Source organism: Salinibacillus aidingensis (assembly GCF_039522525.1).
In the GTDB taxonomy this organism is placed as follows: domain Bacteria; phylum Bacillota; class Bacilli; order Bacillales; family Alkalibacillaceae; genus Salinibacillus; species Salinibacillus aidingensis.
This window is the reverse complement of the sequence record NZ_BAAADO010000006.1, coordinates 200111-221352: the sequence shown is the minus strand read 5'-3', so window position 1 is coordinate 221352 and position 21242 is coordinate 200111. Positions and strand designations below refer to the sequence as shown.

Here is a 21242-nt window from a genome sequence, read left to right as displayed (position 1 = left end):
TACTGGCAAGGGTTTTACTCTACTTATCATATGGTACTTCAGGTTTCATCTCTAATCATCCGGATTTTCCAGAACACCCATTGAAGCAATATGTTCCCTGGTCTGATCGTCACCTAAACGATAAAGCACTTGCAGAACATTAATGAGTCCATCATCAAAATCGTCATTCACTTCATCATTGTGGTATTCCCTGATTGGGACATGGGCACGCCAGAATGCACCTCGATCCGCGTCGTACATTTCATCAAATAACTCCCGAAGTTCAATGACTTCTTCCGGAGTTGCATATATGACAAAGTCCTCATTATTGAAGGCTTTTAAACGTGAAATTTCCTGAGTTCCCAGGCTTACATAATACTTTTCCTTGTCCATAACTATCCCTCCTATTTATACCTTTTACAATGGCGGGATAATTATGAATCGTTTTTTGCGTGGAATCTTTAAATTTAAATGAGCGCACTTAACCACCGCTGCGGGAATATACTTCGCTTTCACCCAAGGGCACAAGTGCGACATCTATTCAAACTCCCAAAGGTCGTTTTCATAGTGTCTTCTTTGCCGTGGGCGGCTGGTGAGCCTCCTCGCGCTATCGCGCTTGTCCAGTTACGGCTCCCAGGCCCAAGCAGTCATAAGCAGAATCCACTACGTGACAGGAAGCGTGTCACTCCATGGATTCTGCTTATGCTGTCGGGCCTAAACGGTCGCCTTCACTTTTCATTACGGGGTCTCACCTAGGCCTTCCTCCACGACGAACAGGACGTTCTAGTGTCGGTGTTGGCACAGGACGTGCCGCTTTTAACCGACCAGGAGTCTACGTATATTCCCTCCGCTAAGGTAGTGGGTAGTTCAATGACTTCCTAATAGTGGGGATATAAATGATATACGGATTTTCTCGTGCAATGTAAATTCACAGAGGCTTTCTTGTTGTCCAGAATAGAGAGACTTGATGAAATCTCACGTAAAAAAGCCCAAGTACACTAGACCTGGGCTATGCTTAATATCATTATTTATAAGTTACCTTGCTTTTTGCATCTCCTGCTTAATCAAACATCTTCCTTTACCGTGAGGGATGCACATTGGTGTACCGAATAAAGGATCATAGGTTACGTCGCAGGCCATACGGAAAACGTTCTGGACAAAGTCAATCGTTACAATATCTTCAGGTTTCCCCTGCTCCCATACTTTTTTATCCTTTAGGGCAACAATATGATCTGCGTATCGGCAGGCAAGATTAATATCATGAAGAACCATCACAATGGTACGGTTATCGGTTTCATTTAATTCAAATAGGAGATCCAGAATTTCTATTTGATGGGTCATATCCAGGTATGTTGTCGGTTCGTCGAGAAAAATAACATCTGTATCCTGGGCCAATGTCATGGCAATCCATGCCCTCTGTCTTTGACCACCGGATAAGGAATCAACCAGACGGTCCTTTAAATCCAGCATATTGGTGGATTCCAGAGCTTTTTCAACAGCTTCATCATCATCCTTACTCCACTTCTTCATCAGACCCTGATAGGGATAACGTCCTAATTTTACAAGCTGTTGAACAGTTAATCCTTCAGGTGTCGAAGGGCTCTGTGGAAGGATGGCCATTTCTTTGGCTACTTCCTTTGTACGCAAACTGGCAATATCCGTACCGTCCAATATAACCTCACCATTTTTAGGCTGCATTAAACGGGCCAATGAGCGCAGCAACGTAGATTTTCCGCATCCATTGCTTCCGATAAAAACAGTCATTTTTCCCTTTGGAATCGTAATATCCAAATCATCTATAATAATTTCGTCACCATATCCAAGTGTTAATTGATTGGCTGCAAGTGATTCCATTGAAACCTCTCCTTTGAAGTGAGAGAATAAAAATTGTAAAGTCCGTTAGTATTCAGCGTAAGTAGCCGGACTTTTTTTATGTTCGAACAAATTCTTCACAACTCATGTATATGAAAACTCTTCTTACTTTATACTTTAATTGAAAATGATTATCGTTTCAAGAGTTTTCTATCAATAATCACCTTCTTAAAGGGTCAATGTTCGAGTTGTCAAAAAATCTACATATTCACGGTCAATTTTAACACCTGTGCCATAGCCCTCAGGAACCTGAACTTCACCTTCTGTTACTTCAATTTTCTCAGTAATAATATCCCTTTCATAGTAACGATCAGAGGCTGAAATATCTCCTGGTATAGTAAACTGAGGCAAGGATGCCAGGGCAATATTATGAGCCCTGCCAACACCTGTTTCCAGCATACCCCCGCACCATAACGGAATATGATGGTCCGCACAAAGGTTATGAATGCTGAGAGCCTCTGTAAGTCCTCCTACTCTTCCCGGTTTGACATTGATGATTTCCGTACTTTTGAGCTGTATAGCCTGCCAGGCATCATGATAGCTTTCAATACTTTCATCAAGACAGATAGGTGTTTGCATTCGCTGCTGAAGCTGTTTGTGCAAAACGAAATCACCGGGCGGAAAGGGCTGTTCAATCATCAGCAGACCTAAATCATCAAGGGAAACTAAATGGTCGATATCCTTTTCGCCATACATGCCATTTCCATCAAACATTAGCGGTAAATTTGGATTGATTGACAGAACCTGATCCAGCAGATGACGTTCCTTTCCTTTTTCCACTTTAAGCTTATATCGTTTATAACCTGCCGCTTCATACTCTGCCAGTCTTTCCTTTAAGTCCTCACCCAGACTGATAACAACCCCGGCATCTATTTTATCTCTGACTCCTCCTATGCATTTAGCCAGACTCATCTTTTGCTGTCTGGCAAACAGATCCCATATAGCCGCTTCTGCACCTGCTTTTGCCATTTGATTTCCTTTAAAAGCCTTCAGCCGGTGCGCAATATCTGCAGGGTGCTCTATAGGCGCACTTAGGATCATGGGAATCAGTAAATCCGTTAATAACATCCAGGCAGTGTCAATGGTTTCGGCTGTATAAAATGGTGTGGCAAACGGAACACATTCTCCCCATCCGCTTGTCCCATATTCATCAACAGCTTCAATTAAAATAACCTCCCTTTCCTTGACAGCCCCAGCATGTGTAGTAAAGGGCTGTTTCAGAGGCATGGATATCTGATTAAGCTGTATATATTTAAGATTCATCATGGTTATGGATTCCTTTCGTCCACTCCAAAAGGGTTGATCTGAGCAATTTCTTAGATGCATTGCGAGGTAAAGTGTCCACAAAATAAATTTCTTTTGGGACTTTGTAGGAAGCAAGCTTTGTCCCGGCATACTCCATGATTCGGTCCTTATCCATCTTCTGGTTCTCTCTTCCCACAACAAAGGCTACTGGAACCTGTCCCCATTTATCATCTTCAGTCCCTACTACGCCAGCATCCTGAACCTCGTTTATTTCTTTTAATACAGATTCCACTTCAGCCGGGTACACATTTTCCCCGCCGGATATGATTAAATCCTTGCGACGATCCACTACATAGAGGTAGCCATCCTCATCAAGATATCCCAGGTCCCCTGTCTTCAGCCAATTCTGATCAAAAGACTTCCGGTTAGCCTCCTCACGTTTATAATACCCCTTTGTAACCATCGGACCTTTTACCATAATTTCTCCTGTTTCATGAGGTCGATTGCTCCCTTCATCTTCCTGTTGGATCCGAAGCTGTGCCGGGAACAGGGGTTTACCAGCAGAACCAAGTTTTCTCAGGGCATCTTGTGAGCTTAACGTAACAATTTGAGAAGCTGTTTCCGTCATCCCATAGCTCTGAAATACGGGTATATCTTTTGACTTGCATTTTTCCAGTAATGGCTTGGGAGCAGGTCCCCCTCCTAGTAAAAAACAGCGTAATGTATCCGGAATGGACCGATGACCTAATTGATCCACCATTTGTTCGAGCATAATGGTAACAACAGATGCAATGGTTACCCCTTCCTCTGTAATCTCACGGAAAGCCTCCTCCAGATTGAAGCTTTCATGTAAGTGAACAGGCATTCCATAGAGAAGACTTCTTACAAGAATCGAGAGGCCACTGACATGGAAGAGCGGAAGCATCGCGAGCCAGCGGTCATTTTCATAAAGCCCTAAATTTAACGCGGATGAAGCGGCACTCCAATAGTGATTTCCGTACGTAAGCTGAACACCTTTTGGAAAACCGGTTGTGCCTGATGTATAAATAATGGTAAACGTGTCCTCCAGATTCATTTCCTCGGGGATGGCGAAGGACTTGGACTGCTGCTGTTTGATTGTTTGAATGCTGTACATCTGATCAGGGTGTTTCTTTTGAATTTCTGTTCCCTTCTCTTCTAAATCATCCTGGTATAGGAAAAAGCTGCTTTCGGAATCTTCGTATTGATATAATAACTCATTTGCTGTTAAGCGCGTATTCAGTAACACTACGGTCGCCTGCAAATAGGTAATGGCATGGATGATTGTTACCATTTCATAGCTGTTTTTGGATAACAGAGCTACATGGTCATTTTGGGAAATGCCTATTTGATTTAATTTTCCGGCCATCTCAAGGGAATCCTGTCGCAGCTTTGAAAAGGGGATTTTCGTCCGGTCTTTTAATTGAATGGCTGTTTTTTCCGGCGTTAAATCGTAGCGCTTTTCCAGCCAGTGCGGAATATATGTCACTCGTTTGCATCCTTTCTTTGTTTCTGCTTAATTTCATTTTCGGGTTTAAACTTATTCACTTACAAAAACCCTTATCGCTGGATACGACAAGGGTTCTGTAAAATAAGGGAACGAAACCATTAAGGGAAACGCGGGAATTGCTTGAAGTCCGGTTTTCTTTTTTCTTTAAAGGCGTCTCGTCCTTCTTTTGCTTCATCGGTTGTATAGTAAAGAAGGGTGGCATCTCCGCCCATTTGCTGTAATCCGGCTAAACCATCAGTATCCGCATTAAAGGATGCTTTCAGGAAACGAAGAGCGGTTGAAGATTTCTCAAGCATTTCTTCACACCACTGAATCGTTTCAGCCTCCAATTGATCAAGAGGAACAACTGTGTTTACTAAGCCCATTTCATACGCTTCTTCAGCGGAATATTGACGGCACAGATACCAAATTTCGCGGGCACGCTTATGACCTACCATACGGGCAAGAAGACCTGCACCATATCCTGCATCGAAGCTTCCTACCTTTGGCCCTGTTTGTCCAAATACAGCATTATCCGCGGCAATAGTTAAATCACAGACTACATGCAGTACGTGACCGCCGCCGATAGCATAGCCGCTGACCATCGCTACAACCGGCTTAGGAATGACACGAATCAGGCGTTGTAAATCCAATACGTTCAGACGTGGAATCTGGTCATCTCCTACATAGCCTCCGTGACCGCGTACTTTCTGGTCACCGCCAGCACAAAATGCTTCATCCCCGGCACCTGCTAAAATAATCACACCTACGTCAGAGTTGTCACGAGCCCTGGAAAAGGCATCAATAAGCTCATTTACAGTCAGAGGGGTAAATGCATTAAGAACCTCTGGACGATTAATGGTAATTTTAGCAATACCATTATACGTTTCATACATAATTTCTTCATATTCGCGTTCTTTAACCCATTCAACTGCCATATAAAAATCCTCCTTCTAATCCTTAAAACTTATTTATGTAAGATGAAATCACTTACTATTTTACCAAAAATTCGGGGTCTTTCCACATGAATTGTATGGCCGGCATCCTTAATGATCTGATGCTGTGCATTGGGGAGCCTTTCCTGCATCTCATGATTAATGGAAGTGAATTTCGCATCAAGAGCGCCTGTCAATAATAACGTTTGTGCATGAACTTCACGTAGTTCCTTCCACCACGAGGGCTGTGTACCTGTCCCCATATAACGAAGCGAGGCTGCCAGTCCCTTTGGTTCATGACTGAGACGTTCCTGTTTCAGCTGATTTTGAACCCGCTTAGGAAGGGATTTCTGGGTTTCAAATAAAGGAATGGCCGACCAGTAATCCACAAACGAAGCCAGCCCTTCTGTTTCCACTTTTTTGGCCAGCTGTTCATCCCTATTTTGACGCTTCTCCTGCTCTTCCTGCGTCTTTAATCCTGGTGAGGCACTTTCCAGAATCAGGGTATTTATATTTTCCGGATAAAAACGGGCAAAAGATAGAGCCGTCCTTCCTCCCATCGAATAACCAAGCAAATGGACCTTCTTCAGACCAAGTTTTTTCAATACCTGATCTAAATCATCACAAACGCTTTCCATGGAAAATGGTTCTTGAACAATGGTTTTCCCATGCCCTGGAAGATCAAGGTTAATGACCTGAAAATTTTTTGACCATTGCGAAATAAAGGAAGCCCAGGTTTTCGTTGAACCTGTAAACCCGTGGAAAAGAACGAGGGGTTCCCCTGTTCCTTCCTCTTCTACCCAATATTTTTTTCCATCAACGTTCATATACATCAGTTTTCACCTGAAATTTCCAGGGCATACGCTTCGATTTCATTCCATTGCTTACGGTGCCACTCCGCATTTTCCTCTCGGTTGGTCTGAACCTCTAGAACCTTTAATCCTCCATTATTATAGGCCTGATTTAAAGAAGACTTTAAATGTTCCAGAGAGGTTATTCTTTCATAATGACCTCCATACATGGTCACCGCGTGCTGAAAGTCCAAGTCGAGAGGTGTACCGAATAAGACCTCAAAATGGTCCGATGATTCCTTCGCTTGTGGGAGGAAGGAAAATATTCCCCCGCCATTATTATTAATAACAATCACGGTTAAATCAATTCCATATTGTTTGACCGCATGTAAGCCATTTAAGTCATGGAAAAAGGTTAAGTCCCCCAGTAATAATGTAACCTTTCTCCCATGTGCCGCAGCTCCAGCAGCAGAGGAAATCGTTCCATCAATTCCATTTGCTCCCCGGTTGCCCGCAATGACACAATCCCGGTCAATAGCGGTAAAGAATGTATCCACATCCCTGATAGGCATACTATTTCCGACAAACAGAAGATGCTGATCCTTTATCACCTGATTAAGAATGGACACAGCATGACCTTCCGTTAATTCTTCCCCTTCTGCCCATTTCCGTCTTACCATCTGATTCAGTTTTTTCCATTTATCTGTCCAATCGGGATCCATTTCCATACCAGCACTGTAATCAGCGCTCTGTATGCAGAATTGGGCAGGGTCACTGTATATGTAATGTGTGTTTGTAAGGGTTGGTTCCCGATAGCCCTCATATGCCTCAACCACAATGTGAAGGATGTCCGGATTTTCCTCCATAAAGAAACGATAAGGCTTGGAAACAGGCATAGCACCAAAGCGTATAATGAAGTCAGGCTTTAGCGAACTGCGAACCTTGGAGCTTTTTAAAATAGAATCGTAGCTTTCAATCACGAGCTCTTTGGAATGAGGTCCTGTTCTGATCTGGGAAAGGGGATCCGCTAAAATCGGGATATTCCAGGTCTTAGCGAGCCTGGCAATACTCTCACGCAGCCCTGTATCCATTTGCGGACCACAGACTAATAACCCCTGCTTTCTGTCGGCAAGCTGGGTGAGTACTCGATCAAGCTGACGTTCATCCAATGTACGTATACCCGAAACATGGGGAAAATAAACATCTTTTGTCGGACTTTCCCAAATATCCGGAAGATGAAAATCAGGGACGAGAGGTTCGCGTAATGGAAAATTCAACTGTACCGGTCCGGGATTACCTTCATATGCTGTTGCTGCAGCACGGGAAGCCATACTTCGTGCATAATTCAGCATCGATTCATGCTTTTCCGGTAAGGCCATTTCATGAAACCATTTGACGTAATCCCCATACATTTTGATTTGGTCAATTGCTTGAGGAGCTCCCACGTCCCTAAGCTCATGCGGACGATCAGCTGTCAAAACAACCAGCGGAACCCTGCTGTAATAGGCCTCAATAATAGCCGGATAGTAATTAGCGGTAGCCGTTCCGGAAGTACAGACTAATGCGACCGGACGATTTTGTTCTTTTGCCATGCCTAAAGCAAAAAACGCTGCCGACCGTTCATCAAGATTGACCCAGTGTTTGATTGATGAATGCTCAGCGAACGTTAGCGCCAGAGGAGTGGAACGTGAGCCCGGAGAAATGACAACGTCTGTAATCCCACTTCTCGCAAGCTCATCTACGAATTGTGCAATATAATAGGTTAGTTTTTCCTGGTGGCTCATTGTAATCCTCCTAGCGCCATTAGCATAGGTGAAAATTTTATCTGGGTTTCCTGGAATTCTTTTTCCGGATCTGAATCCTTAACAATACCACAGCCCGCAAATAAAGAAGCTTCATTTTTTTGGATTAAACCAGACCGGATGGCTACAGCGAATTCACCATTATCCATCGCATCCATCCATCCAATAGGAGCTGAATACCAGCCTCTGTCCGCCTTCTCCTCTTCTTTTATAAATGATAGGGCTTCTTCACGGGGTACCCCTCCCATAGCCGGTGTAGGATGGAGACTTCTGACTACCTCTAATAAAGAATGTCCTTCCCGTAACTTCCCCTTTACTGGTGTATATAAGTGCTGCAGATTTCGAAGTTTGTACAGTACAGGAGATTCCGGCACTTCTACATTGTCACTGCAGGCTTCTATAGCTTGCTTAATCATATCAACCACAAAAGCATGCTCCATCCGATTTTTCTCATCATAAAGCAGTTCGTTTCCTAACACCTCATCCTCTTGGGGTGTTTCACCTCTCGGGGAGGTACCGGCGAGACAGGTGGAAAGGAGTTCTCCATTTTCCACCTTCACCAATCTTTCGGGAGTTGCTCCAATAAAACAGTCCTCTCCGCTTTCCAATGCAAAAATATAGCTTTGCTTTTGCTGCTCCAGCAGGTTTTCCAGCACCCTGGAAACAGGGATCGTCTGAGTAAAGGATACCCGCAATTCCCGAGCCAGGACTACCTTATTCATCTGTTTATTTTCAATACGTTCTGTTGCAGATCTCACCGTTTCTTTCCATTCCTCAGCACTTTTCGCCTGCTGATTTACACATTCAGGATCCTTAGAACCTTGTTGTGGATGCTGCTTCATTGTCTCTATCATCTGAGTAAATGACGCCCTGCAATTTTCTATATCCACTTGTCCATCGAACCGGATATGACAGGTTAGATAGGCGTCACTGTCATCTATCGTAATAATATACTCAGGTAACGTCATCTGACTGCTCGGATAATTTTCCCAAAGCTCACTGGATTCTTCAGGATCAAAGGAAAAACCACCCATGATGACGGGTCCTGTGCCAGGCTGGTTATATGGGTTATCGATGTAAACGGATTTCAGCAAGTCATTCCACTCAGAGTGGACATGTTCAAAACGGTCTCCGTTAGTTTTATTCTCTTTAAACTGATAGGCCGACCCTAAACCGATAAGGACCATTCCGTCTTCAGGACTTGTCCAGAAAAATCTCGATCCTTTGAAAGACTGTGTATATTGAAAAACAGCAATCGGGTTGATCTCCTCAACACCTGCTATTTTCTCTGTATAGCTAAACAGCTGTGGTGTATCCTTGTGAGCCTGATAATCAAGTGCTTCACTTATAGACTCGGTAAACCGTTGCTGTCGGGTTTCGATCATTTTCACTACCTCCAAAACAAAAGGGACTTCTTACACACACTTTTATTATTTTAACACGGAACTTAAAATCCAATCTTATTTTAATCCCTTTTTCACTGTATCTCAAGCAGTTCCCCTTACAACAGGATTGTGGAACGCTTCAATTGTTGACTGTTAAATTTTTACGGATGTTTCTTTGTAAAGAGTAGCACTTCCCATTCACGCATGGTAAACTAAATTTACGGTCAGTTAATGCGTAATAAAAAATTGCTCCGGGAGGGAAGAAACCATATGGATATGATGCAGACTTCCAATACAATGCTTGAAGCCTTAGATATCGAGATGGTTGAAATGAATCCAAATCGAGTGGTTTTATCCATGCCTGTAGGTCCCAAAACCCATCAGCCTTTTGGTTATCTGCATGGCGGTGCCAGTGTTGCGTTGGCTGAAACCGCTGCCAGCATTGGCGGTGCTTTAAATATTGACATCGAAACGCAAAACGTATTTGGAATTGAAATCAATGCCAATCATCTAAGAAGTAAGCGTTCAGGAATGGTGACAGGTACGGCTGAGCCAATACATATCGGAAGCCGGACCATGGTATGGGAAATTAAAGTTGAGGATGAGAATAACCAATTAATTTCCATATCCAGATGTACACTTGGTGTTGTCTCCAAACGTGACTAGAGCCTACAAAGGACGGAAGCGGCCGTTGATCCAGCTCCGGCTCCACTTCTTTTCTTTGTCCAGTTGCGGCAAGTTTATGAAAAAAGGAGTTATCTCTGAAAGGGAGACAACTCCTTTTTTTGTTGTATAGAAATTTTAAACGGAGGCTTCCACATTAGTTCTTACCTGGCCAGATTCATTTGCTTTTCCTCTATCCATGGCTTGATTTTTACAAATAAAGGAATCAGCAGCAAGGCAACAACTGCTCCCTTAATGGCATTAAACGGTAAAATCCCCACTAATACTGTGGATAATTTCACTGTATCACTCATCGTTTCCCAGCCCATGAACCATGAATAGGCAGGCAGAATGAGAAAATAATTTAAGACCGACATCCCAATAGCCATAATTACTGTACTTGTAACGATACCTGAAATAACACTTTTTACTGACTTATATTTGTGATACAAGATGGAAACCGGTAATACGAACATTGCACCGGCAATAAAATTTGAAACAACGCCTACCGGATCTCCTGCTCCTGAATAAAGAAAATAAATGACATTTTTCATTGCTTCAACAATTACACCGGCTACAGGTGAAAATATAAAGGCTGCTATAATTGCCGGCACATCACTAAAGTCAATTTTCAGGTACCCTGGTAAAAACGGCAAGGGAAAATTGAGCAGCATTAATACCATGGCAATAGTTGATAAGATAGCTAAAATAATAAGCTTTAATAAATTTGATGATTGTTGCATCGATCCTTCTCCTCCCTCACTTTACCATTCAAATCTCAAAAGTGAAGGGAAGCGACCCCCAAAACCTGCCAAAACATAATAAACCCTAAAGCTATAAGGGGCTTTAGGGTTTGCAAGCAGCGGGTAATAAAGTCCGGAGACATATGATGAACGTACTTCCACATAATCGTTTGTCCGTTATTTGCACAAAACTGGACAATTCAGCAATGGCCTGTATTAAAGGTTCTGAACCATATATAGAAGCCGTCAATGAGTACCAAAGCAAGCTTTTACATCCTGCCTTATCGTCTCCGCTTTTCCTATATCGCTTCACATCTTCTCCCATCCAGACTTTACTGTCGGTCCCAGATTCACACTGGCTCAGCCGCTCGGTTATTACCTCACGGGTCACGGACTTAGAACTTCAGTGAAGCTCATCACCGTCGGTCGGGAATTTCACCCTGCCCCGAAGATTGAATGGCTATTCATTTTTTTATTTATCTATATTATAGCGTACTTATCCTCATATGCATAGTGTTTTGCTTAAAGTTTTTAATGTTCGTCCTCCAATGGATTCAACGATTCATTCCCCTTTAATCCTTCAATCATATGAACGATTAAATCAATCTCTTCCTCCATATCCTTCATGCTGGCAGTTTCAACAGGTGAGTGCATATACCGAAGCGGCAGGGAAACCAGGCTTATAGGGACACCTGCACCTGTATAACGCATCTTATCTGCATCGGTACCTGTGTTTCTTGGTGTCAGCTCATATTGAACAGCCATATTTAAATTTTGAGCTGAATGCTGCAGCAGTTTGTTTATTTTACGATTAATAGGAGCCCCTTTCGCGAGTACAGGTCCTTTGTCCAATTGGATATCCCCATGTTTTGTCGTATTTACACCTGGGTAATCTGTAGCAAAGGTGACGTCACAGGCAATGGCCATCGTCGGCTTAATACCAGCTGCAGCAAAATAAGCTCCTCCCATATTGGTTTCTTCATTTACAGTGCTAGCCGCGTAAACCCCTACCTGAATGTCCTTTTCAGATAATTTTCGTAGCACTTCAGCAACCATAAAGGCACCTGTCCGATTATCGAGTCCTCTGCCTGTAATATATCGATCCATCAGTACTTCTGGTTCCCGTTTATAAATGGCCAGATCACCAATTTGTACAGATTTTGCGATTTCATCCTTGGATTTCGCACCGCAATCAATGTACAAATCTTCAAATTCAAGCTTTTCTTTCACGCCACCATGATGCTCGGCATTAGCCCCAATCACACCTGTTAACGTCTGGTTTTCTCCGAGAATATGTACCTTCATCCCAACTGCAATCTTAGGACTTATACCACCCATCTTGCTTATACGAAGAAAGCCATTATCCTCAATTCTTGTAATTACAAACCCAATTTCATCAGAATGACCGGCCAGCAAAACTTTGAACTTTGCGTCCGGGTTTAATACACCAATCACATTTCCGGCATGGTCAGTTTTAATTTCATCTGCATACGGTCTGATGTAGTTCATCCATTTTTTCTGAATTTCCATTTCCATACTGGATGGAGATGGGGTTTTTAATAAATCCATTAAAAAAGATTGATTTTCAAGCATAGGTTTCACTCCTTCATGTATGTATTGAAATGCTTTTAGTCAAACTAGTGCATATGAGAAAAAATAGCACATCTGGCCAAAAAAGTATATCAAACTTAACAGATCGTTGAAAGGTGCGGGGAAGAATGCTTCAAATGTTGTTTCGCTGGTATTTTCAGATTCCTATATATTTACGGCTTTTGTTAACGGTCATTTTCTTCATGTTTTTATTTGGCAGTGTCATGCATTTTGTGGAACCTGTTAATTTTCCCAGCCTTTTTGACGGGCTTTGGTGGGCCTTTGTTACGGGTTCAACGGTAGGATATGGAGATTTTGTACCCAATAGCATTCTGGGAAAGGTTATTGGTATTTTGATGATTCTTGCAGGAGGAGGAATTGTTACATACTACATGGTGACGGTAGCTTCAGGGGCCGTGGAACGTGAAAAAGAGATGGAAAAAGGCAATGTCGCTTATAAAGGAAAAAATCATGTCGTTCTCATTGGCTGGAATGAAAGGTCAAGGCAACTATTAAATATGATTAATGATTTTAAACCAACGGAAGAGGTTGTGCTGGTTGATAATTCCCTGAGCAAAAGCCCTAAACATCATTACCATTTCCATTTTATTCACGGGGACGCCTCTTTGGATGATACGTTAAAAAAAGCAAATATATCTGAAGCAAGACACGTGATTATTACTTCTGATCAATCAAGACCTGAAAAACAAGCCGATCAATTGGCCATATTGTCAACGGTTGCCGTCAGAGGAGTAAACCCCGAGGTACCGATTAGTACGGAAATTTTAACGAAAAACCAAATTCCTAATGCTGAGAGAGCAGGTGCGGATACGGTTATTCGGTCAAATGATTTTATGAGTACGCTTTTTTTCCATGAGGTTTACCGTGAACAGCCAGTCAAACCGTTTGACATTATGCTGGAGCAATTGGCCAGCCAGCAATATAATCAGCATGAACTGCCAGACGAGCAGATAGGACGGACATTTCTGGAATGCTCGAATGATTATGTAAAAAAAGATGAATTATTATTGGGAATCATCCGGAAAGGGGATGTACTGATTAATCCGCCCTTCCAGATGGATTTGGAAAAAGGAGATAAGCTGATTGTTCTCGTTTCCTTAAGAGAGTAATGCCTGTTCCACTGTTTTTATAAGCTCATCACCCTTGCTCTGAATATCCTCAGGTACTTCAGTATCAGGATCAACAGGGGATTGGAACTGGTTCACAATGGCTGTCATATTTCCAATCACAGCATCCTCATCCGTACCCGAAGCATACTGGTGTCCTAACAAAAAGGGTCTGCCTACTCTTACCTGGACACCCGGCTCATCCAATTGACCAATTTCTGCATTAAAGGGAATACGCAAAAAATAATAGGTACCCTCACTTTGCAGTTGATTATCAAAATAACCATGATCGTATTCCCAGTTACTGCCTATTGTAAAGTTAAGGGGTTTTAATTTATTTTCCAATTCATTTAACGAAAATACCTGATTTTCAATAGCTGAATCTAATTGAAGCATAACAACTCACCTTTTCTATAGGAATGTTAGGCATAGTATAACCGTTCCTTCTTGTTCCCATGAATATATGAGTTGCCATATTATGACTGGACCTGCTATTGGGGGTGGGGGCTGGATTCTGGAGTGCTCTGACGGATAAATCCGTATTACTGATTGATTAATCCATAAAACTGACGGATTGATCCATGATTTTGATTGATTAATGGAGGTTAATAACCGATAGGATTCCATTATACTGATTCATGTTGCATTTCAACTGATGTCATTGGAAAATCGGTGGATAAAGGCTTAATTTCGTGGATACCCTTCTACAGGTGACTGATATCAGCTCAAAATCAACTGATGGATTATTTTAAAATTGATCTTTGACTGATAAATGCAACTAGTTGACGCGATTAAAGTGTAAATCGGTCGATACCAAGGAGAAATCGACCGATAGAACTCGTAATTTGACGGATAAAAAATTCCGGCCACTATCAATCAGAGCCGAAATATGAAAAACCGCCATTCCATAAATATGAAATGGCGGTTTTTTAGATCCTGAACAGTCGTCTCCGCTTTTCTTTGTCCAGCTGCGGCTCCTAGGCCCAAGCAGTCATAAGCATAACCCCCTACGTGGCCAAAACCATGCCACTCCGGGGGTTATGCTTATGCTGTCGGGCCTAAACAGTCGCCTCCGCTTTTCTTCTTACTTAAATCGTTTTTCGAGTTTTTCTTTTTCCTCTTCAAAGCCTGGTTTGCCGAGGAGGGCGAACATGTTCTTTTTGTAGGCTTCTACGCCTGGCTGGTCGAATGGGTTTACGCCCATCAAGTATCCGCTGATGGCACAGGATTTTTCAAAGAAGTAAACAAGATAGCCGAATGTATAAGCATCCAGTTTCGGTACTTCCAGAATTAAGTTTGGAACCTGACCGTCTGTATGGGCGAGCAATGTACCCTGAAATGCCTTTTTATTGACATCATCAAAGGTTTTTCCTGCCAGGTAGTTTAATCCATCAAGGTTCTGGTCATCTTCCGGCATGTCAATGTCTGTACGTGGCTCATTTACCTGTAAGACCGTTTCGAACATTTGCTTACGTCCATCCTGGATGAACTGTCCCAGGGAATGGAGGTCTGTTGAGAAGTTGACGGATGATGGATAAATACCCTTATGATCCTTCCCTTCACTTTCTCCATAGAGCTGCTTCCACCATTCGGAAAAGTATTGAAGAGCCGGCTCATAGTTAACTAACAGCTCAATGGACTTTCCTTTGCGATACAGAATATTTCGAATGGCTGCATACTGATAAGCAGGGTTTTCAGACAGATCTTCATGGTTAAGATCTTTCGAGGCCTGTTCCGCCCCTTGCATCATACTGGAAATGTCCACGCCTGTTACAGCAATAGGCAGTAAACCAACAGCTGTCAGTACAGAATAACGGCCTCCGACATCATCCGGAATAACAAAGGTTTCATAGCCTTCATCGGTTGCCAGTTTCTTCAGGGCACCTTTTTCTTTATCTGTAGTGGCAAAAATACGTTTTTTCGCTTCTTCTTCCCCGTATTTATCAATTAAGAACTTACGGAATACACGAAACGCCATCGCAGGTTCCGTTGTAGTTCCACTTTTGGAAATAACATTCACCGAAACATCTTTACCTTCTAATACATCAAACAATTCCTTTACATAAGGACCACTAATGTTATTACCGGCAAAAATCACCTGTGGATATTTGCGCTGTTCACTGGATAGCATGTTATAAAAGGAATGGTTTAAAGCTTCAATAGCAGCTTTAGCCCCAAGATAGGAGCCCCCAATTCCAATCACAAGTAAAACATCGGAGTCCTGCTGAATCTTTTTAGCCGCCTGTTCAATTCTTGCAAATTCCTCTTTATCATAGTTCGTTGGAAGATCAAGCCATCCTAAAAAGTCATTCCCGGCACCCGTCTGGTTATGTAAAGTATGGTGAGCTGTTTTTACAGCATCTTTCATATAGTCAATCTCATGCTCCTGGACATAATCTGTTGCATAATTGTAGCGAAACTTAACATGTGTCATAGCTATTACTCCTTTGCTGTGTTGGTTCACTCTTATTATATCGCGAATAAACAAGGACAAACCGCAAAATTATAACGATTTGCGTAAAATCTCTAAAACGTCATCCTTTTCAAGCTTATGGAAGTTTCCGAATGCGCCGTTAAATATTGCGTGTTCAGCAATTTGATCAAATTTGGATTCATCAATATCATAATCTGCAAGACGATTAGGTGCACCCAGTGAATCCCAGAATTTACGGAGCTCATTGATACCTTCCAAGGCAATCTGCTCGTCCGATTTCTCTGCCGGATCCACATGAAAGACACGAACGGCTAATTGTTTAAAACGTTCTGTATTCACTTCAACATTATGCTTCATCCAATTTGGGAACAGGATGGCCAATCCACCTGCATGAGGAATATCATACACGGCTGATACGGCATGCTCAATATTATGAGTTGCCCAATCCCCTTTGTAACCCATTTGAAGCATGCCATTTAGTGCTATCGTACCTGCATACAGAATGGTCTCCCTATGATCATAGGATTCTAAGTCCTCCAGCAGTTTAGGTGCAGTTTCAATGATGGACTGAAGCACCCCTTCACACATTCTGTCCTGAACCGGTGAATAGGTTGGCTGATGGAAATATTGTTCAAAAATGTGAGTCATCATATCGACAATCCCGTAAACCGTCTGATTCTCAGGCACGGTGTATGTATTCTCCGGATCAAGTATGGAAAACTGCGGGAATAACAATGGACTACCCCAGCCATACTTTTCATTCGTTTCCCAGTTGGTAATCACAGCTCCGGCGTTCATCTCAGAACCTGTTGCCGCCAATGTCAGCACGGTTCCAAATGGTACAGCATCCTCAGGTCTGGCCTTTTTCGTAACGAAATCCCAAGGGTCTCCGTCGTATTTAGCTGCAGCGGAAATGGTTTTGGTACAATCAATCACACTGCCGCCTCCTACTGCAAGGATAAAATCAACATTCTCCCGTTTACAAATTTCAGCACCTTTTTTTACTGTTGCTAATCGGGGATTAGGTTCAACACCAGCTAACTCATGAATATTAAGATTCAGAGATGTCAGCTCTTCTACTACCTTGTCGTAAACTCCATTTTTCTTTATGCTTCCCCCACCGTATACGATCAATATATTTTTTGAGTGAGCAGGGATGAAGGTTTTCAAATTTTCCATTTGTCCTTTGCCGAATACAAGCTTTGTCGGATTATAAAAAGTGAAGTTTTCCATTGTATAAGCTCCTTTCTTAAAAAAAGCATCGATACTGATTGAGAATCAGTCGATGCCGTTTTTTTATCATGTACGAAATAGTACGTCTTAGTTCTTAATGACGATAGGTTTCCTCACGTTCTTTTGATTGCTGAATCCAGTCCTCCAGCTTGTCCTTAAGTGTGTTAAAGCCAACTGCCGCGTTTGTATCAGGCTGTTCTTTAGTACGTGCTGGTTTTTGTTCCTGGACCGGCTGTTTTTTAGGAGGCTCTTCTGTAGCACGAATTGAAAGAGAATACTTCCCCTCCTCTTCATTAATATTGAGAACCTTAACTTGGACGACATCCCCAATTTTTAAATGTTCATGAATATCTTTTACATACCCATGAGTAACCTCAGAAATATGAACAAGCCCCTGTGTTTGATCATTTAGTGCTACAAAGGCACCATAAGGCTGAATTCCTGTCACCTTACCTTCTATGACCTGACCAACTTCTATTTTCTCTTCCATCACAAAACAACTCCCGACTATTTTTTCTCGATTCTTTACGCAATATATGATTTTATCATAAACTGAGGTGGCAGGCAAAAGGACTTGCAGCCTGAATTTTATTTGGTACAGAGTATAATTTAGTTCGATTCACCCACAAAAAATTTAAAAAATCATGTTTAAGAATTGTATAATGCGGTTATATTATATAACGTAAGACTTTCTCGTATTCCCCCTGTGTAGCAAAGCGTTTTAGGCGCTTTGCTTTTTTTTGCTTTGCCTGACTTCTGTATGAATCATTTCTCTTTTTGTTCCTTATTCGTTATGATAATAATATCATATTGTAGTTAGGAGAGGTGATTAAAGTGGAAAAGTTTCAGCAGAAATGGGATCGTAAAGGAACCAGATCGGTGAAATGGGATTTAACGAAAACCTTCTTTAAAGATAAAGATGTACTGCCTATGTGGGTTGCTGATATGGACTTTCCTTCCGTCGATGCCGTTCAGGAGGCTATCACCGAGCGCGCTAAGCATAATATCTACGGCTACAGTGTGACTGACCAGCCTTTAAAGGACGCAATCCATGGGTGGGTGAACAAGCAGCATCACTGGGAAATCAATACAGACTGGCTTCTTTTCAGTCCAGGAGTCGTCACTTCTTTACATATGGTGGTTCAGGCTTTAACAAATGAAGAAGATCATGTTTTAATTCAGACTCCTGTTTATCCACCATTTTATGATGCCGTGAAAAAGCATAATCGTCATGTTGTAAAAAACAGTCTACAGTTAAAAGAAGGAAAGTACGAGATTGATTTTGATGATTTTGAACAGCAGATCATTGATCATCAGGTAACCATGTTTATTCTGTGCAGTCCTCATAACCCTTTGGGACGTGTCTGGACGAAGGAGGAGCTTACGACAATGGCTGACATTTGTTTAAAACATAACGTAACCATTGTTTCAGATGAAATACATGGGGATTTAACCTATAAAGAATATACTCATGTACCCATTGCCTCCCTATCAGAAAAATTCAGTCAGAATGCTGTTACCTGTATGGCACCTTCAAAAACCTTCAATTTAGCGGGGCTGCAGGGGTCCTATTTAATTGTCCCTAATAAAGATAAACGCCAAAAGATCAAGGACCAGTTTTCCAGCCAGGGTCTTGGTATGCTGAATACATTCGCGATTGTCGCAATGGAAGCTGCTTATTTACATGGCGAGGAATGGCTTGACAAGCTGCTTGAGGTATTACATGAAAACAAAGAATATGTACAAAAAGCTTTTCATGACAATACAAATCTCATAAACGTTTTAGATTCAGAGGGTACATATTTGCTATGGCTCGACTGTCGCAGCATGAATTTAAGCTCCAGTGAATTAAAACAGTTTTTCCAATCCAAAGCAAAGGTCGGATTAAACGACGGACTTTCTTTTGGGCATGAAGGTGATGGTTTTATGCGAATGAATATTGCCTGTCCTAAAGAAACCGTGGTAGAAGGTGTAAATCGTATTTTAGCAGCTTTAAAAGATATGTAATTAAATCCACAAAAAATGCTTGGGTAACCCAAGCATTTTTTACTTCCCATTCTTATTTATTCTTCTTTCTGCGGCCCATCATCAGCAGGGTTTGATGGCGTCTCTGATTCATTGCTTTCTCCTAACGTAATTTTTCCGCACGCCATACGCTTCCCAGAATTTCCTGCCGGCTGGGTAATTCCATCGTCCTGCTCTTCGGTAATAATCAAAGACGTCCCTTCGCCTTTTAATAACGATTTCTTTCCATCTTTTAATGTAGCTTCCTGCACAGTGACTTCAACATCGGACAGCTTTCCGTCCGGATCCGCTTCAATATTTGGCATATCTCCCAGATGCGGACCTTCCGGATGCATTAATCCGTGCAGCTTGGAATCAGGATTCAGATGGTTTCCCGCAGACTTAAAATCAGGGCCATCACATTTTGGGAATTCGTGAACATGAATTCCGTGCAACCCAGGTTTAAGACCAGATAAATTAAGCGTAATTTTAACTCCATTTGGATCCTCCGCTAAAGTGGCTTTGCCAAGGGAATCACCATCTGGATTGTACATGTCAATTTCAATAGGAGAACGGCTTTCATCCTGACAAGCAGTTAAAGCCATCAAAATCAAGAACATGAACAAGGTACGTACATATTTCACAACGAACAACTACCTTTCTCATCGTTAGGTTACAAGGGTAGTTTTACCAAAGAGCTGTTAAATTAAACCGGACAAAGAAAAACACCTCAACTCCAGTTTTTGAGTTGAGGTGAGTCATTTATTCATCCTGCTTATTCTGGCGGTTAATGTCCATTTTTTCACCATATTGTTCATCAAACTTTGCTTCTTCTCTCTTGGAAATTTTAATAAACATCCGTGTCACAATAACGGCAATAACACAGAAAAACAGAACAACAATGATTCCGGGGAAGTATTCCATTTTATCTTCAGGGAAATATAAAAATTCCATTCTGCAGTCACAACCTTTTTCAGTACCTATTTAAATGTATTATAACAAAAAACGAAAAAGAGCAAAATTGATTGACCCTTCCTTATTTGTGTTTCGAATGGGTATGTGATAATTTTAACTTAGATTAATCAGGAGGTAGATATTCATGAGTGTACATATTGGCGCAAAAAAAGGTGAAATAGCAGATAAAATCCTGTTACCCGGCGATCCGCTGCGGGCTAAATACATAGCTGAAACCTATCTTAAAAATCCGGTCTGCTACAATGAGGTTCGTGGTATGTATGGATTTACAGGAACTTACAAAGGTGAAAAAGTGTCTGTTCAGGGGACAGGAATGGGTGTCCCTTCCATATCGATTTATGTAAACGAGCTGATTCAGGAGTATGATGTTCAGAAGCTCATCCGTGTTGGATCCTGTGGTGCTTTACAGAAGGATGTAAATGTGCGCGATGTTATTTTAGCATCCACATCAACAACTGACTCCCAAATGAATCGAGTGACTTTTGGGAACATCGATTTTGCTCCTTCTGCAAATTTTCATTTACTTAAAAATGCATATGATGTAAGTACAAATAAAGATATCGCACCAAAAGTAGGTAACGTATTTACCAGTGACAGCTTTTATCGTGACAACGCACAGGAACTAAATCAGTTGTTAGCTAAATATAATGTGCTGGCTGTTGAAATGGAGACTACAGCACTGTATACACTTGCTGCTAAATTCAATCGGGAAGCCCTGTCCATCCTGACAGTGAGTGACCACATTATTACCGGTGAAGAAACGACAGCAGAAGAAAGACAAACCACCTTCAACGACATGATGGAAATCGCCTTGGACACGATTATTAAGTAGAAAAGCGAAGGCGACAGGTTGGGCCGAAAATTCAGTTAATCAATCACAATTCCCCTATCACGGCATGATCACCGTGATAGTTTTTTTTTTAATTAAATTATAAAAAGAGCTAATAATCGATTCAA

At 41.9% G+C, this 21242-nt stretch carries 20 protein-coding genes and 1 riboswitch; of the genes, 4 read left to right on the top strand and 16 right to left on the bottom strand.

What is annotated here, in order from left to right; genetic code table 11:
• Positions 1-51: 51 nt before the first annotated feature.
• From ABD006_RS14815 to ABD006_RS14780, 8 genes are all read right to left on the bottom strand, one after another.
• The gene (locus ABD006_RS14815; protein ID WP_343842705.1) at positions 52-372 is read right to left on the bottom strand and encodes a hydrolase; all 321 of its coding nucleotides are present in this window, start codon (positions 370-372) and stop codon (positions 52-54) included.
• 642 nt (positions 373-1014) lie between these two features.
• Complete coding sequence (locus ABD006_RS14810; protein ID WP_343842703.1) at positions 1015-1833, bottom strand: ABC transporter ATP-binding protein; 819 nt, start codon at positions 1831-1833, stop codon at positions 1015-1017.
• 186 nt (positions 1834-2019) lie between these two features.
• The gene (menC, locus tag ABD006_RS14805; protein ID WP_343842700.1) at positions 2020-3117 is read right to left on the bottom strand and encodes an o-succinylbenzoate synthase; all 1098 of its coding nucleotides are present in this window, start codon (positions 3115-3117) and stop codon (positions 2020-2022) included.
• A complete protein-coding gene (locus ABD006_RS14800) occupies positions 3104-4603 on the bottom strand; it encodes an o-succinylbenzoate--CoA ligase (protein ID WP_343842698.1) in 1500 nt (499 codons plus the stop codon). Before ABD006_RS14800 ends, menC begins: the two co-directional genes overlap by 14 nt.
• A gap of 119 nt (positions 4604-4722) precedes the next feature.
• On the bottom strand, positions 4723-5541 hold the full coding sequence (gene menB / locus ABD006_RS14795) for a 1,4-dihydroxy-2-naphthoyl-CoA synthase (protein WP_343842696.1): 819 nt from the start codon (positions 5539-5541) through the stop codon (positions 4723-4725).
• A gap of 29 nt (positions 5542-5570) precedes the next feature.
• A complete protein-coding gene (gene menH / locus ABD006_RS14790) occupies positions 5571-6371 on the bottom strand; it encodes a 2-succinyl-6-hydroxy-2,4-cyclohexadiene-1-carboxylate synthase (RefSeq protein ID WP_343842693.1) in 801 nt (266 codons plus the stop codon).
• A complete protein-coding gene (gene menD, locus ABD006_RS14785) occupies positions 6371-8113 on the bottom strand; it encodes a 2-succinyl-5-enolpyruvyl-6-hydroxy-3-cyclohexene-1-carboxylic-acid synthase (protein WP_343842691.1) in 1743 nt (580 codons plus the stop codon). Before menD ends, menH begins: the two co-directional genes overlap by 1 nt.
• Positions 8110-9516: an isochorismate synthase gene (locus ABD006_RS14780; protein ID WP_343842688.1), complete on the bottom strand. Its 1407-nt coding sequence runs from the start codon at positions 9514-9516 to the stop codon at positions 8110-8112. Before ABD006_RS14780 ends, menD begins: the two co-directional genes overlap by 4 nt.
• A gap of 279 nt (positions 9517-9795) precedes the next feature.
• Here ABD006_RS14780 and ABD006_RS14775 point away from each other — a divergent pair, with 279 nt between their 5' ends.
• Positions 9796-10182 carry a hotdog fold thioesterase gene (locus ABD006_RS14775; protein ID WP_343842753.1) on the top strand — a complete coding sequence of 129 codons (387 nt, stop codon included), beginning with the start codon at positions 9796-9798 and terminating at the stop codon, positions 10180-10182.
• 161 nt (positions 10183-10343) lie between these two features.
• Here ABD006_RS14775 and ABD006_RS14770 read toward each other — a convergent pair whose 3' ends face one another.
• Together ABD006_RS14770 and ABD006_RS14765 are read right to left on the bottom strand one after the other, a co-directional pair.
• Positions 10344-10922, bottom strand: coding sequence for an ECF transporter S component (locus ABD006_RS14770; RefSeq protein ID WP_343842685.1), 579 nt, complete (start codon positions 10920-10922; stop codon positions 10344-10346).
• A gap of 309 nt (positions 10923-11231) precedes the next feature.
• Positions 11232-11379, bottom strand: a riboswitch (FMN riboswitch).
• Positions 11380-11453: 74 nt separating this feature from the next.
• A complete protein-coding gene (locus tag ABD006_RS14765) occupies positions 11454-12515 on the bottom strand; it encodes a M20/M25/M40 family metallo-hydrolase (RefSeq protein ID WP_343842682.1) in 1062 nt (353 codons plus the stop codon).
• Positions 12516-12640: 125 nt separating this feature from the next.
• Here ABD006_RS14765 and ABD006_RS14760 point away from each other — a divergent pair, with 125 nt between their 5' ends.
• Complete coding sequence (locus tag ABD006_RS14760; RefSeq protein WP_343842680.1) at positions 12641-13642, top strand: potassium channel family protein; 1002 nt, start codon at positions 12641-12643, stop codon at positions 13640-13642.
• Here ABD006_RS14760 and ABD006_RS14755 read toward each other — a convergent pair.
• The 4 genes from ABD006_RS14755 to yugI form a co-directional block, all read right to left on the bottom strand.
• Complete coding sequence (locus tag ABD006_RS14755; RefSeq protein WP_343842677.1) at positions 13631-14035, bottom strand: YugN-like family protein; 405 nt, start codon at positions 14033-14035, stop codon at positions 13631-13633. The two genes, ABD006_RS14760 and ABD006_RS14755, sit on opposite strands and share 12 nt — an antisense overlap.
• Positions 14036-14723: 688 nt before the next feature.
• Complete coding sequence (locus tag ABD006_RS14750) at positions 14724-16073, bottom strand: glucose-6-phosphate isomerase (RefSeq protein ID WP_343842674.1); 1350 nt, start codon at positions 16071-16073, stop codon at positions 14724-14726.
• Between the two features lie 69 nt (positions 16074-16142).
• A complete protein-coding gene (locus tag ABD006_RS14745) occupies positions 16143-17306 on the bottom strand; it encodes an iron-containing alcohol dehydrogenase (RefSeq protein WP_343842671.1) in 1164 nt (387 codons plus the stop codon).
• A gap of 94 nt (positions 17307-17400) precedes the next feature.
• A complete protein-coding gene (gene yugI / locus ABD006_RS14740; RefSeq protein ID WP_044163313.1) occupies positions 17401-17796 on the bottom strand; it encodes a S1 domain-containing post-transcriptional regulator GSP13 in 396 nt (131 codons plus the stop codon).
• A 344-nt stretch (positions 17797-18140) separates the two neighbouring features.
• Here yugI and ABD006_RS14735 point away from each other — a divergent pair, with 344 nt between their 5' ends.
• The gene (locus tag ABD006_RS14735; protein ID WP_343842666.1) at positions 18141-19313 is read left to right on the top strand and encodes a MalY/PatB family protein; all 1173 of its coding nucleotides are present in this window, start codon (positions 18141-18143) and stop codon (positions 19311-19313) included.
• A gap of 56 nt (positions 19314-19369) precedes the next feature.
• On the opposite strand, the gene ABD006_RS14730 is transcribed toward ABD006_RS14735, so the two are convergent.
• Together ABD006_RS14730 and ABD006_RS14725 are read right to left on the bottom strand one after the other, a co-directional pair.
• On the bottom strand, positions 19370-19954 hold the full coding sequence (locus ABD006_RS14730) for a superoxide dismutase family protein (protein WP_343842750.1): 585 nt from the start codon (positions 19952-19954) through the stop codon (positions 19370-19372).
• A gap of 118 nt (positions 19955-20072) precedes the next feature.
• Positions 20073-20264, bottom strand: a complete 192-nt coding sequence (locus tag ABD006_RS14725; protein ID WP_343842663.1) for a hypothetical protein — start codon at positions 20262-20264, stop codon at positions 20073-20075.
• A gap of 145 nt (positions 20265-20409) precedes the next feature.
• On the opposite strand from ABD006_RS14725, the gene deoD reads away from it, so the two are divergent.
• Complete coding sequence (deoD, locus tag ABD006_RS14720) at positions 20410-21117, top strand: purine-nucleoside phosphorylase (RefSeq protein WP_343842660.1); 708 nt, start codon at positions 20410-20412, stop codon at positions 21115-21117.
• Positions 21118-21242 lie beyond the last annotated feature (125 nt).